The sequence below is a fragment of the Devosia crocina genome (assembly GCF_900116545.1).
In the GTDB taxonomy this organism is placed as follows: domain Bacteria; phylum Pseudomonadota; class Alphaproteobacteria; order Rhizobiales; family Devosiaceae; genus Devosia; species Devosia crocina.
This window is the reverse complement of the sequence record NZ_FPCK01000001.1, coordinates 475,003-487,465: the sequence shown is the minus strand read 5'-3', so window position 1 is coordinate 487,465 and position 12,463 is coordinate 475,003. Positions and strand designations below refer to the sequence as shown.

General features: G+C 61.9%; 12 protein-coding genes. 4 read left to right on the top strand and 8 right to left on the bottom strand.

Annotation, left to right across the window (positions count from 1 at the left end; all coding sequences use genetic code 11):
- Positions 1–25 precede the first annotated feature (25 nt).
- A complete protein-coding gene (locus BM364_RS02270; RefSeq protein WP_092420359.1) occupies positions 26–322 on the top strand; it encodes a hypothetical protein in 297 nt (98 codons plus the stop codon).
- Here the strand turns inward: BM364_RS02270 and BM364_RS02265 are convergent.
- From BM364_RS02265 to BM364_RS02255, 3 genes are all read right to left on the bottom strand, one after another.
- Positions 316–1,152, bottom strand: coding sequence for a transglutaminase family protein (locus tag BM364_RS02265; protein ID WP_092420356.1), 837 nt, complete (start codon positions 1,150–1,152; stop codon positions 316–318). The genes BM364_RS02270 and BM364_RS02265 overlap by 7 nt on opposite strands.
- A gap of 3 nt (positions 1,153–1,155) precedes the next feature.
- A complete protein-coding gene (locus tag BM364_RS02260) occupies positions 1,156–2,106 on the bottom strand; it encodes an alpha-E domain-containing protein (RefSeq protein ID WP_244542743.1) in 951 nt (316 codons plus the stop codon).
- A 106-nt stretch (positions 2,107–2,212) separates the two neighbouring features.
- Positions 2,213–3,637 (bottom strand): circularly permuted type 2 ATP-grasp protein, encoded by a 1,425-nt coding sequence (locus tag BM364_RS02255; RefSeq protein WP_092420350.1) that lies wholly within the window; start codon positions 3,635–3,637, stop codon positions 2,213–2,215.
- A gap of 221 nt (positions 3,638–3,858) precedes the next feature.
- Here BM364_RS02255 and BM364_RS02250 point away from each other — a divergent pair, with 221 nt between their 5' ends.
- Positions 3,859–4,788: a 2-hydroxyacid dehydrogenase gene (locus tag BM364_RS02250; RefSeq protein WP_092420347.1), complete on the top strand. Its 930-nt coding sequence runs from the start codon at positions 3,859–3,861 to the stop codon at positions 4,786–4,788.
- 132 nt (positions 4,789–4,920) lie between these two features.
- Here the strand turns inward: BM364_RS02250 and BM364_RS02245 are convergent, their stop codons facing one another.
- The gene (locus BM364_RS02245) at positions 4,921–5,259 is read right to left on the bottom strand and encodes a cupin domain-containing protein (RefSeq protein ID WP_092420344.1); all 339 of its coding nucleotides are present in this window, start codon (positions 5,257–5,259) and stop codon (positions 4,921–4,923) included.
- Between the two features lie 53 nt (positions 5,260–5,312).
- Positions 5,313–5,909: an IMPACT family protein gene (locus BM364_RS02240; protein ID WP_092420341.1), complete on the bottom strand. Its 597-nt coding sequence runs from the start codon at positions 5,907–5,909 to the stop codon at positions 5,313–5,315.
- Between the two features lie 208 nt (positions 5,910–6,117).
- Between BM364_RS02240 and BM364_RS02235 the strand changes: the two genes are divergently transcribed.
- Positions 6,118–7,752, top strand: a complete 1,635-nt coding sequence (locus BM364_RS02235) for an alpha-glucosidase family protein (protein WP_092423773.1) — start codon at positions 6,118–6,120, stop codon at positions 7,750–7,752.
- Positions 7,753–7,873: 121 nt separating this feature from the next.
- Here the strand turns inward: BM364_RS02235 and BM364_RS02230 are convergent, their stop codons facing one another.
- Complete coding sequence (locus BM364_RS02230; protein WP_092423771.1) at positions 7,874–10,066, bottom strand: heavy metal translocating P-type ATPase; 2,193 nt, start codon at positions 10,064–10,066, stop codon at positions 7,874–7,876.
- A 68-nt stretch (positions 10,067–10,134) separates the two neighbouring features.
- On the opposite strand from BM364_RS02230, the gene BM364_RS02225 reads away from it, so the two are divergent.
- Positions 10,135–10,560 carry a MerR family transcriptional regulator gene (locus tag BM364_RS02225; protein ID WP_092420338.1) on the top strand — a complete coding sequence of 142 codons (426 nt, stop codon included), beginning with the start codon at positions 10,135–10,137 and terminating at the stop codon, positions 10,558–10,560.
- 115 nt (positions 10,561–10,675) lie between these two features.
- Here the strand turns inward: BM364_RS02225 and BM364_RS02220 are convergent, their stop codons facing one another.
- Both BM364_RS02220 and prpB read right to left on the bottom strand, forming a co-directional pair.
- Positions 10,676–11,341 carry an epoxyqueuosine reductase QueH gene (locus BM364_RS02220; protein ID WP_092420335.1) on the bottom strand — a complete coding sequence of 222 codons (666 nt, stop codon included), beginning with the start codon at positions 11,339–11,341 and terminating at the stop codon, positions 10,676–10,678.
- Between the two features lie 185 nt (positions 11,342–11,526).
- On the bottom strand, positions 11,527–12,438 hold the full coding sequence (gene prpB, locus BM364_RS02215) for a methylisocitrate lyase (RefSeq protein WP_092420332.1): 912 nt from the start codon (positions 12,436–12,438) through the stop codon (positions 11,527–11,529).
- Positions 12,439–12,463: the final 25 nt, after the last annotated feature.

The following is a 12,463-nucleotide window of genomic DNA, read 5'->3' as shown; positions in this document are numbered from 1 at the left end:
TCAAGTCAAACCTGGAGATTCCCTCATGATCCGACATATCGCACCCGTTCTTGGCTTTGCGGTCCTGCTCACTGGCAGCGCCATGGCTGCGCCCTTTTGCGATGGCGCTTTCGAGCGCGGCCATGTCACGATGGGCTTTTCGATCGGCAAGCACACCGATGAGGATCGCAACAGCTTCGACATGATGCATCTGCGCCAGCGCGGGGTCGATGCAACGCGGGTCGAACGCTGGAACGGCTGTATCCGCGCCTTTGTCCGCGTGCCCGGCGGCGGGGAAGAAATGCAGTTCTTCGAGCCTGGCACCTACCGTCAGGTTTACTGAGCCGCAGGGATCACCGCGAGCTTGGCCCGCTGGGCGATTTCGACCACTGGCACCGTGCGCAAGGCAGGCGCCGAATCCTTGTCGAGCCCCACCGCTAAGCGCACATAGCGCTCGGTAGGGCAGATCTGCTGGTGCGGGTCAAAGCCGATCCACCCCAGGCTCTCGTCGAAGGCTTCGGCCCAGGCGTGAAGGTTGCATGGCGCGGGCCCATCGACCAGCCGATAGCCGGTGACGAAGCGCGCGGGAATATCGAGGGCACGCGCGGCCCCGATAAAGAGGTGCGCATAATCGGCAGCGTCCGCCCGAGCGTTGTCCTCGGTTGCACCATCGCCTTGCCGCTGGCTCTGCACCTGCCCGCCATCAGCCTGCATCTGCGTCTGCCCTGGGGCGGCCTCTTCGTCGGGCAGGCCCAGCTTTTCTCCCACGCGCTGCATCAGGCCATGCAACAGGTCCAGCCGATTGCTGCGCGTGGGCTTCAGGCCATCGACAAGCTCCGGCGCTATCTTCGTTAGTGGGGTCAGGCGCCGGTAAAGCGCCGGCACCGGCTCGCCCGGCGGCCGTCCCAAGACGCCATTGGTGTCCCGCGTTGCAACCACGCCGCGTGCTTCAATGGTGATCTCGCCGTCCGGCCGCGGCTGATTGACCAGATGGGCGGTGTTGCCGAAGCCATCGACAAAGCGCCCGGCCTGCCCGATCCCGGCCATCTCGACGCTCCAGCTCTCAACCGTCTGCGCAGGGCCCGAAGGCGGGGTCAAAAGAAGGTGGAACATCGCCTGGCTGGTGCCGGACGGAGCGTTGAGGGTCAAACGATGTTCGATGGTGATCCGCATGGCTCAATAGAAGTTGTAGCTTTCCGAGAGCGTCTCGGAGACAGCATTGTTGCGCGCGATGAACTCGTCAAGAAATTCATGCAAGCCATGGGCGAAGATGTCGTCCATGCTGGTCTTGTCCACCAGCTTGAGCAGGTTCTCCGTTGCTTCGTGACACGCTTCGCGCCGCCCATAGAGTTTGGCGAGCGTATCCAGATTCTGCTGCACGAAATTGGCACAATAGATCAGCGAGCGCGGCATCTCCGGCCGCAGGATCAGGAAGTCGGCGATGTTATGGGCCTTGTAGCGGTCGTGGTAGACATGACCATAAGAACGGTGCGCCGAGGCCGCCCGCAGGATCAGCGTCCATTGCTGGATGTCGATCTCACCCCCGACAAGACTCGAACGCGGCAGCAGCACATAATATTTCATGTCGAGAATACGCGCCGTGTTGTCGGCCCGCTCGACGAAATTGCCTGCCTGCAGGAACGAGAAGCCATCGTCGCGCAACAGCGTGCCGAGCATGGCGCCGCGGAATTCGTGGCTTGACTGGCGCACCCATTGCAAAAGCCCGGCCAGCTTGGCGCCCCGCACGTCCCTTGGCTTGATCTGCGAGAATTCGAGCCAGGTCCCGTTCATGCTTTCCCACATGTCGGTGGTGATCGCCGTGCGCACCGAGCGCGCATTTGTTCGCGCGGCCTCGAGGCACGAGCGGACCGAGGAAGGGTTGGCAGGGTCGAACATCATGAAATAGGAGACGGTATCGACATCGGCTACATCGTGACGCTCGGCAAATGCCTCGTCCATTTCCGCCGCCTGCAGCATCGAGATCAGATGCTCGCTCGCCCCCCCCTCGCGCCGGCTGGTCAGGGACATGCGATAGCCAACCTCGAGCAGGCGGGCCATGTTCTCGGCGCGCTCGACATAGCGGCTGAGCCAGAAAAGGTTCTGGGCGGTGCGTCCGAGCATTCTCATGGGGACACCGCTTCAGGAGCCGGAAGGCCACACACCCTGCCCCTCTCCCCGGAGAAGGTTAGGGTGAGGGGTCCCTGTGCGATACTTCGAGCACTGTTCATCATCATCAATCTTCCAGCACCCAGGTATCCTTGGTCCCCCCGCCCTGCGAGGAATTGACCACCAGCGAGCCCTTTTGCAGCGCGACGCGCGTGAGGCCGCCAGGCGTGATACGCACTTCGTCGCCCCCCACCAGCACATAGGGGCGCAGGTCGACATGGCGCGGGGACACATCGCCATCGACATGGGTCGGACAGGTCGAAAGCGAGAGGGTCGGCTGGACGATGTAGTTGTCGGGACGCGCCTTGATCTTGGCCTTGAACTCCTCGTGCTGGGCTTTTGTGGAGGTGGGACCAACCATCATTCCATAACCACCCGAACCGTGGACTTCCTTGACCACGAGGTCGCCGATGTTTTCGAGCACCCAGGCGCGCTGGTCCTCGTCGGTGCAGTTATAGGTTGGCACATTGTTGAGCAGCGCCTTTTCGCCGAGATAGAACTCGATGATCTCGGGCACGTAGGTATAAACCGCCTTGTCGTCGGCAATGCCGGTGCCCGGCGCGTTGACGAGGGTAACGTTGCCGGCGCGATAGGCGTCGAAAATGCCGGGAACGCCGAGCATGGAATCGGAGCGGAAGGTGAGCGGATCGAGATAATCGTCGTCGATCCGGCGATAGATGACGTCGACGCGCTCAGGGCCGGTGGTCGTGCGCATATAAACCTTGCCGCCATCGACAAAGAGATCATGTCCCTCGCACAGCTGCGCGCCCATGCGGTCGGCAAGAAACGAATGTTCGAAATAGGCTGAATTGTAGATCCCCGGCGTCAAAACGGCGATGACCGGATTACGCCCCGCACTGTCCGGGGCAACGCTCTCGAGCGTCCGCCGCAGGTTTTCGGGGTAGGTTTCAACCGGAGCCACCTTGGTGCGGTGGAAGAGATCGGGCGCGAGCAGCATCATGGCTTCGCGGTCTTCCAGCATGTAGGAGACCCCGGAGGGCGTGCGCAGATTGTCTTCGAGCACGTAGAATTCGTCGGGCCCGACGCGCACGATATCGACGCCGATAATATGGGCATAGACGCCCTTAGCCGGCTCGAGCCCCATCATCTGCGGGCAGAAGGCGGCGTTGTTGAGAATGAGCTTTTCGGGGACACGCCCTGCCTTGAGGATCTCCTGGCGGTGATAGATGTCGTAAAGGAAGGCGTTGAGTGCCTTGACCCGCTGTTCGATGCCGCGTGAGAGCCTGCGCCACTCGTTGGCAGCAATGATGCGGGGAATGACATCGAAGGGAATGACCTTCTCGGTCCCCTCTTCCGAGCCATAAACGGCAAAGGTGATGCCGAGCCTTCGAAAGATTGCTTCCGCATCCGCCTGCATCAGGGCAAGGCCCTTGTCCGGCTGCTCGGCGAGCCATTCGGAAAGCGCCCTGTAGGGCTCGCGGATCGTACCATCCGCATTGTACATTTCGTCAAACGGCGTTTGTTCGCCCATTATTCATCGCTAGTTATACGGCATCCCATCGCCCGATCATTGCTACACAAATGCGCGCTGCCGTCCAGACGGTCATCCGGCAGCGATGCCGCTTTTTCGTGCAGGTTCAGCTTGCGCCTCCATGGGGCAAATGCTCTTATTCGCCTCGCGGTCGATTTGCCCGTCCGCCGCCTTGCCTCTCCCGCCCCAGAAGTTAGTCTGGGCCGGAGAGAGGACAATCCATGACCATCGAAATCCTGCAGACCCAGAAACTGCTCGCCTCCTGCGAAGAGGAGCTTGCCAAGCGCTATACCGTGCACAAGCTGCACGAGATCGCGGACAAGGACGCTTGGCTCGCCGAGAATGGCGCCCGCATCCGCGCTCATGCCGGAGCGGGCGTGCAGGCCGGACTGATGGACACACTGCCCAATCTTGAAATCATTGCCAGCTTCGGGGTGGGCTACGACACGATCGACACCGCCGCTGCCAAGGCGCGCGACATTCGCGTCACCAACACGCCCGATGTTCTCAACGATGCCGTGGCCGAGTTGACCATCGGGCTCATGATCTCCCTTGCCCGGCGCATTCCCCAATCTGACCAGTTCGTGCGGCAGGGCAAATGGCCTGGAGGCAATTTCGGGCTTTTCTCGGAATTGACGGGAAAGACCTTGGGGATTCTGGGTCTCGGTCGCATCGGCAAGGAGATTGCCACCCGCGCACAGGCGATGAAGATGCGCGTCGTCTATCATGGCCGCAACCAGCAGGCAGGCGTGCCGCATATTTTCTATAGCAATCTCGAAGACATGGCGCGCGACAGCGACTGGCTCGTCCTGATCGCCCCCGGCGGCAAGGAAACCGAAGGCATCGTTTCGCGCGAAGTGCTCGAAGCGCTGGGCCCCAAGGGCATGCTCGTCAATGTCGCGCGCGGTACGCTCGTCGATGAACCGGCCATGGTGGAACTGCTCACGAATGGCGGTCTCGGCGGCGCAGCGCTCGACGTCTTTAAAAACGAGCCCGAGGTGCCTGAGGCGCTGCTCGGCCTCGACAATGTCGTGCTCTCCCCCCATCAGGGCAGCGCCACCCACCAGACCCGAGACGCCATGGGTGCCCTGCTCGTTGCCAATCTCGACCGGCATTTTGCCGGCGAGCCGCTGATTTCGGCAGTGGTTTGATTGATCGGGATTGCCGGCCCCTCACCCTAACCCTCTCCCCGAAGGGGCGAGGGGACCGGGCCGGTAGTTGCGAACAAACCTCAACTCAAACTGGATGTCATCCCCTCGCCCCCTTGGCGTGAGGGGGAGGGGCTACTCCAGATCCTCCTGCACGATCCTGCCCGAGGCATGGATGCAGATGATTTCGAGCCGGCCCGACCCCAGATTGGTGAATCTATGCGGCACATGGGCCGGCGCGATGGCGATGTCGCCCTCCCCAAGGTCGAAGACCTCGCCGCCCACAACGGCTTCAGCATGTCCGCGTTTGACGATCCAGGTTTCGGGATAGGGGTGCACATGAAGGACGGGCCCCTGCCCCGGCGCATTGTCGACTGAAAAGAACGAGATCGGCGCTCCGAAATCATCTCCTTCGAACCGGATGGTCCGACTCGCAGATACCGGACGATCAGCGGCGCGCACGATATGAGCCATATCTGTCTCCCCTCGTTTACCCAAACGACGCGCGGACAGATGCAACTTCGACACTAGCTATCGAACCACACCTGCGCGCGCCCACGCGTCAGGTCGCGGACAAGGCGCTCCATTTCGGGCGCACTCTCGCGCGGCAAAGACAGAGACCATCGCGCCCCGGTCCCGTCGAAGTCAGGGTTTTGCATGACGACATCTGGCAGGGCTGAAAGCCGGGCCTGAAGCAATGCGAGATCGCTGAAAACGCACGCGACTGTCGCTGAAACCAGATCCAGAAGCGGCTGCTTTTCCGCGCCGCGCAGGCAAAGAGCAGCGGTGCCGCCATAGGCGCGCATCAATCCGCCGCTGCCCAGAAGCACGCCGCCGAACCAGCGCGTCACGAGCACGACGACGCAATCGAGGCCCTGCCCGTCGATGGCCTGCAGGATTGGCTTGCCCGCCGTGCCGCTCGGCTCGCCATCGTCGTTGAACCGATAGCTCTGCCCCAGCCGCCATGCCCAGCAATTGTGGCTGGCCGTCAGATCCTGGTGCCGGACCAGAAAAGCCTTAGCCGCCTCTTCGCTCTCGATTGCCTCGGCAAAGGCAAGGAAGCGGCTTTTCTTGACGTCCTGGCGGGCCGAAGCAGGGCTGGATAGGGTCTGGCGCGAACTCATCAACGCATTAAGAGCATCGAATAGCGACAAGTCGACCGCCGGCACCGGCCAATCCACAAGCCCTTGGCGCTGCCGCCCCCTGCTCCGGCCCAGTCAAAATCGCATGGCTTGTCTGAACCATGTTCTGCTCCTGCCCAATTAACACCGTCATGGGAACCGGCTAGCTTCCAAGCTGATTTGGCCATGATTGGCTGCAAGGAGCATGACGATGACCGAATGGTGGCGCGGCGGAGTGATCTATCAGGTCTATCCGCGGTCTTTTCAGGACAGCAATGGTGATGGCATCGGCGATCTGCCGGGGATCATCGACCGGCTCGACCATATTGCCAGCCTCGGCGTCGACTGCATCTGGCTTTCGCCCATCAACCAGTCGCCTCAGGCAGACATGGGCTACGACGTTTCCGACTATATGCAGGTCGATCCGCTCTTCGGTTCGCTGCAGGATTTCGACGTCTTGATGCAAAAGGCCCATGCCTTGGGCCTCAAAGTGATCATGGACCAGGTGGTGAGCCACACCTCGGACCAGCATCCCTGGTTTCAGGAATCGGCCTTTTCGCGCGAGAACGCCAAGGCGGACTGGTATGTCTGGGCCGATGCCAAGCCCGATGGCTCGCCTCCCAACAACTGGCTGTCGGTCTTCGGCGGCTCGGCCTGGGAATGGCACACGGCCCGCAAGCAGTATTACCTCCACAATTTCCTGACTGCCCAGCCTGACCTCAACTTCCACAATCCGGCGGTGCAGGATGCAGTGCTCGAGGTCATGCGCTTCTGGCTTGATCGAGGCCTTGATGGCTTCCGCCTCGACACCGTCAATTACTACTTCCACGACGCGCAACTGCGCTCCAATCCGCCGCTGAAATCGCTCAAGGGCAAGCCGGCGGTGAACCCCTACGACATGCAGAGCCACCAGTTCTCCAAGAGCCAGCCCGAGAACGTTGCCTGGCTCAAGCGCGTGCGCAAGCTGCTCGATGCCTATCCAGGCGCGACTACCGTGGGGGAAGTGGGCGACGAGGAGCGCGGGCTCGAGCTGATGAAGCAATATACGTCCGGCACCGAATTGCTGCACATGTGCTACTCGTTCGATTTCCTGGGCCCCAAATTCAGCGCCGAGCATTTCCGCTCCAAAATTGCGCGATTTTTTGCCGAGGACGAGACCGGCTGGCCATGCTGGAGCTTTTCCAACCACGACGTCATCCGTCCCATGACCCGCTGGGCAAGCCACAGCGTCTCACGCGCCGACCTGTCCAAACAGGCGGCCGCACTTGTCCTGTCGGTCAAGGGATCGGTGGGGCTCTACCAGGGCGAAGAACTGGGCCTGCCCGAGGCCGATATTCTCTATGAAGAACTGACCGATCCGCGCGGCATCCGTTTCTGGCCCGAGGACAAGGGCCGCGACGGCTGCCGCACTCCCATGCCGTGGCAGGCGCACGCGCCACATGGGGGGTACACATCCGGCTCGCCCTGGCTGCCGATCAAGCACGCTCATCTCGATCTTGCCGTCGATGCGCAAAACGCCGATCAGAACTCGACGCTGAACTTCTTTCGCAAGTTCATCGCCTGGCGCAAGGCGCAACCGGCCCTGCTGACGGGATCGATCGAGTTCTTCAAGACCGATGAACCTGTCCTCGCCTTCCGCCGCTCGGCCGGCAACAAGGACATCATCTGCGTGTTCAATCTTTCGCCGGAGGAGCGGGTGGTTGCGGTCTCGAAATTGCCCGACATGCTCGAGCCGGTCAGCAACAACGCCACGCTCGAGGGCAAGACCCTTACGCTCGGACCCAATGGCGTCGCCATCGTCGAAACGCCGGCGGGCGAAGGCAGTGTGCGGTTCAAGGCAGGGTGAGATAGTTCCCCACCTAACGTCCCCCTCTAAAAGGGGAGGAACGCATTGGCTCTTGTCGAAAAATCTGAGAGCCACCGGCAGATCCCTCCCCCTCCTGAAGGGGGAGGCAGGTGGGGATACGCTATCCTTTCTGCCCGCGCCAAGCCAGCAATCGCAGCGCGTTGGCTGTCACCAGAAGCGTCGCGCCGGTATCGGCCAGGATCGCGGGCCAGAGGCCCGTGACCCCAAGAATGGTTGTGATCAGGAACACCACCTTGAGCCCCAGGGCGATGGTGATGTTCTGCCAGATGTTCGACATCGCGGCTCGCGAGATGCGGATCAGGTTGGCAACATCCATGACGCGGCCATGGAGCACCGCCGCATCCGCCGTTTCAAGCGCCACATCGGTGCCGCCGCCCATGGCAATCCCGATGTCGGCGGCAGCAAGCGCCGGTGCGTCATTGATGCCGTCGCCCACCTTGGCGACAATTATGCCGTCCGCCTTGAGGCCAGTGACGATCCGCTGCTTGTCCTCGGGCAGGAGTTCGGCGCTCACTTCGATGCCAAGGTCCGACCCAATGGCGCGAGCGGTTCGGACATTATCGCCAGTCAGCATGATGGCATCGGCGCCGAGCGCCCTGAGGGCGGCAAGACCCTTCCGTGCATCGTCCCTGGGTTCGTCGCGCATGGCGACAAGACCAGCGAGGTCAGTTCCGGCCAGCAGTACCGACACGGTTTTCCCCGCGTCATTGAATTGGTCGATCCGGCGCAATACGTCTGGGGAAAGCTGAACGCGTTCGGCGGCAGCCTTGGGCGAGCCCAGGAAAAGCTCAACCCCGTCGAGCGTACCGATCACGCCCTTGCCACCCAGGGCGCCAGCATCGCTTACCGCGGCTGGTACGATGCCGTCAGCCTCTGCTTTTCTTAGGATGGCCACTGCCAGCGGATGGCTCGACCCGACTTCAAGCGACGCTGCGAGGCGCAACACGTCGTTCTCGGAGCGGTCGAGGGCAACCACATCGGTTACCCGTGGACGCCCTTCGGTGAGCGTACCGGTCTTATCGAGAGCCACCATGTCAATCCGGCCCAGCTGCTCGAGCACGACCCCACCCTTCATCAGCAGCCCCTGCCGGGCGCCGGCAGAAAGCGCTGCGGCAATAGCCGCGGGGGTCGAGATGACAAGGGCACAGGGACATCCGATCAGAAGGATCGCCAGCCCCTTGTAGACCCACTCTTCCCAAGGGCTGCCGAGCACCAGCGGAGGCGCGACCGCCACCATTGCGGCCACAAGCATGATCCCGGGGGTGTAGTATTTCGAGAAGCGATCAATGAACCGCTCGGTCGGAGCCTTGGACTCCTGGGCTTGCTCGACCAGGGAAACGATGCGGGTAATAGTGTTGTCCGCAGCCGCCGCTGTAACCCGGATGCGCAGGACGCTGTCCTGATTGACGGTACCGGCGAAGACGGTGTCATCCTGACTCTTGTGGCGCGGAACGGATTCCCCGGTCACCGGCGCCTCATAGACGGCCCCCTCACCTGAAAGCACGACGCCATCGGCAGGCATGCGATCACCCGGACGCACCAGGATGACATCGCCAATGACAAGCGCTTCCGCAGCCACCTCCGCCAGGACGCCATTGCTATCGCGAAAGGCCCGGCGCGGTACGACATCGGCCAGGGCCTTGATACTGGCACGGGCTCGCCCGGTGGCAATTCCTTCAAGCAGTTCGCCAACAAGAAACAGCAGCACGACGATGGCGGCCTCTTCCGTTGCATCGATGAACACCGCCCCAAGGGCGGCAACCGTCATCAATGTCTCGATAGAAAACGGACTGCCATTCATCGACCCCTGCCAGGCACGACGCAGGATCGGAACAAGACCAACCAGCATCGCGAGAACGAACAATTGATCATGCCAAGCCGGCAGAAACCGCTCGAGCCCAAAGGCAGCCGCTACTGCGAGCCCGCAGAGAATCGACAGCTGAGCCTTGGCGGCCTTCCACCATGGCTTGTCATCGTGGGCATGATCGTGCCCATGGAGGTCAGACAACGCATCGGCTTGCCGTGGTCCTGTGCGTGGGTCGATCGGCGCTGCCCCGGGCACTCTCAACGGCCCTTCGAGCGGCGAGAGACTGTAGCCGAGCTCGGTCACTTTGCGCGCCAGAGCCGCAAGGTCGGTGCCGCTGTGCTGGACGGTCATGGTGCCGGCGACGACAGAAACGGAGACATCCTCGACGCCTTCAAGACGCCGCACCGCCTTATCGATCTTGGCTGCGCAACCGGCGCAGTCCATTCCCTCGACATGAAAACGTGCACTGGTCTCGGTGGCGGTCATCTCGTCGGCTCCTTGCAATTCTGAGGATCCGGCGTACATCCTCTAGCGACTAGAGGAGCAAGCGCAAAATGCAGCAGGCGATCACGATCGGCAGCGTCTCACAGGCGAGCGGGGTGAAGGTTCCGACCATCCGTTATTACGAACAGATCGGGTTGCTTCCCGCTCCGTCCCGCACGGAAGGCAATCGCCGCAGCTATGACCATAGGGATCTTGAGCGCCTGACTTTTATCCGCCACTCGCGCGAACTCGGCTTCGAGATCGACGAAATCCGCACGCTTTTGACCCTGCACGATCGGCCGGACCAGTCATGCGAAGACGCTGACGCGATCGCCAGCAAGCACCTTGTGGATGTGAAGCAAAAGATTGCGAGCCTCACAGCGCTGCAGCATGAGCTCGAGCGCATGGTAGAGGGTTGTTCGCATGGCCGGGTCGAGACGTGCAAGGTCATCGACATCCTTGCCGACCACGGCAAATGCCGGTTTCATGGGGAGTAGTCCTCCCCTCACCTCTCGGAGATGGCGCCTCACCCTTTTGCTTCAAGCGAGGCGGTGGCGGGGGCACCGAGCCCTTCGGCCATGAAGGACAGCTGAAGTCCCGGCGCGAGAAGCCTTATTCCGAGACGGTGTCCTTGCCATAATAGTTTTGGCCGAGCACGATGCGCTCGCGGCCGGTCGAAACGCGGTGCTCGTTGGTGTCGCGCAGGGAATAGACGCAGCCGCAATATTCCTGCTGGTAGAATTCTTCGCGCTTGGAAATCTCGATCATGCGCGCCGAGCCGCCGCCCTTGCGCCAGTTGTAGTCCCAGTAGCTGAGCCCCTCATAGGGCGCTGCGGCGCGCACGCCGCAATCGTTGATCTGCTTCATGTTCTTCCAGCGCGAAATGCCGAGCGAGCTCGTCATCACCGGAAAGCCGTTCTCATGGGCATAGAGCGCGGTGCGCTCGAAACGCATGTCGAAGCACATGGTGCAGCGGATGCCGCGTTCGGGCTCGTGCTCCATGCCTTTGGCGCGGGCGAACCAATTGTCGCGATCATAGTCCGCGTCGACAAAGGGCACGCCGTGCTTTTCGGCGAAGCGCACGTTCTCGTCCTTGCGCAGGAGATATTCGCGCTTTGGATGAATATTGGGATTGTAGAAGAAGATCGTGTACTCGACGCCGGACGCGAGCATGGCTTCCATCACTTCGCCCGAACAAGGGGCGCAGCAGGAATGGAGCAGCACTTTCTTTTCGCCGCCGGGCGGGGTGAGGACGGGTCGTTCGAATTCTTCGCTCATGCGCGGTGCCTTAGCAAAGATAGGACCGGATTTCCAGTTTTTTGGGGGCCCATGGGGACCGGGCATCGCTCATCTCCCCACGCCGTCACCACCGGGCTTGTCTCGATGGTCCATGCGGAGGCGAGATGGATTGCCCGGACGAGCCGGGCAATGACGGCGAATAAGGGTTGGAGCTTAAGGAGTCCTCACACCGGCTCTGGCACGATGGTCGCGACGATTGAGGCGTCGAGCGCTTCGTAGTCGGCAAGACCAATGGTGGCGTAAAGCTCGGCGCGGGTTTGCATTTCGGGGACCATGGCCTTGGTCGAACCGTCCGCAGCAAGGGTCGCATAGAGCTTTTCCTGCGCCTTGTTGGCGACGCGGAGGGACGATACCGGCCAGATAACCATGCGGTAGCCCATCTCCTCGAACTCGGCAGCGGTGAAGAACGGGGTCCTGCCGAACTCGGTCATATTGGCGAGGAGCGGCACGCCGGGCATGCGTTGGGCAAATTCGCGGAACATCTCGGCCGTGTTCAGCGCCTCGGGGAAAATCGCATCGGCCCCGGCCTCCATATACATTTTGGCGCGAGCGACAGCGCCATCCATGCCCTCGCTGGCGGCCGCATCGGTGCGGGCGACGACGTAGAGGTGACGGCGGGCCTTGGCGGCGGCGGCGACCTTGGCTGCCATGTCATGGGCCGAGGCGAGCTTCTTGTCGTTTAGATGGCCGCACTTCTTGGGCAAGAGCTGGTCTTCGAGGTGCACCGCGCCGGCTCCGGCATCCTCGAAGGCGCGCACCATATGCATGACATTGAGCGCCTCTCCGTAGCCGGTATCGCCATCGACCAGCACCGGCAGTCCCGAGGCACGCGCGACCTGCTTGATGAAAAAGGAGACTTCATCGACCGTGATGATCCCGAGATCCGGCAGGCCCATCGACGCTGTCATCGCCGCGCCCGAAAGATAAAGCGCCTCGAACCCAGCAGCCTTTGCCTGCAACGCCGCCATGCCGTTATGCGCACCCGGCAGCCGCAAAATCCCGCCGCGTTCGATCAGGTTTCGAAAGCGCAGGCCGGCAGACCCTGTGGGCATGTCGGAGGAAAGAAGATAGGGCATGGCGTGGTCCCTTCAGGGCAAATGC

Coding starts and splice junctions, on each gene's coding strand:
- BM364_RS02240 (WP_092420341.1), bottom strand. CDS start 5,909: ATGAGTTCGCGCCAGACCCTATCCAGCCCTGCTTCGGCCCGCCAGGAC.
- BM364_RS02225 (WP_092420338.1), top strand. CDS start 10,135: ATGCAGCAGGCGATCACGATCGGCAGCGTCTCACAGGCGAGCGGGGTG.
- BM364_RS02230 (WP_092423771.1), bottom strand. CDS start 10,066: ATGACCGCCACCGAGACCAGTGCACGTTTTCATGTCGAGGGAATGGAC.
- BM364_RS02220 (WP_092420335.1), bottom strand. CDS start 11,341: ATGAGCGAAGAATTCGAACGACCCGTCCTCACCCCGCCCGGCGGCGAA.
- BM364_RS02270 (WP_092420359.1), top strand. CDS start 26: ATGATCCGACATATCGCACCCGTTCTTGGCTTTGCGGTCCTGCTCACT.
- BM364_RS02235 (WP_092423773.1), top strand. CDS start 6,118: ATGACCGAATGGTGGCGCGGCGGAGTGATCTATCAGGTCTATCCGCGG.
- BM364_RS02265 (WP_092420356.1), bottom strand. CDS start 1,152: ATGCGGATCACCATCGAACATCGTTTGACCCTCAACGCTCCGTCCGGC.
- BM364_RS02255 (WP_092420350.1), bottom strand. CDS start 3,637: ATGGGCGAACAAACGCCGTTTGACGAAATGTACAATGCGGATGGTACG.
- BM364_RS02250 (WP_092420347.1), top strand. CDS start 3,859: ATGACCATCGAAATCCTGCAGACCCAGAAACTGCTCGCCTCCTGCGAA.
- BM364_RS02260 (WP_244542743.1), bottom strand. CDS start 2,106: ATGAGAATGCTCGGACGCACCGCCCAGAACCTTTTCTGGCTCAGCCGC.
- BM364_RS02245 (WP_092420344.1), bottom strand. CDS start 5,259: ATGGCTCATATCGTGCGCGCCGCTGATCGTCCGGTATCTGCGAGTCGG.
- prpB (WP_092420332.1), bottom strand. CDS start 12,438: ATGCCCTATCTTCTTTCCTCCGACATGCCCACAGGGTCTGCCGGCCTG.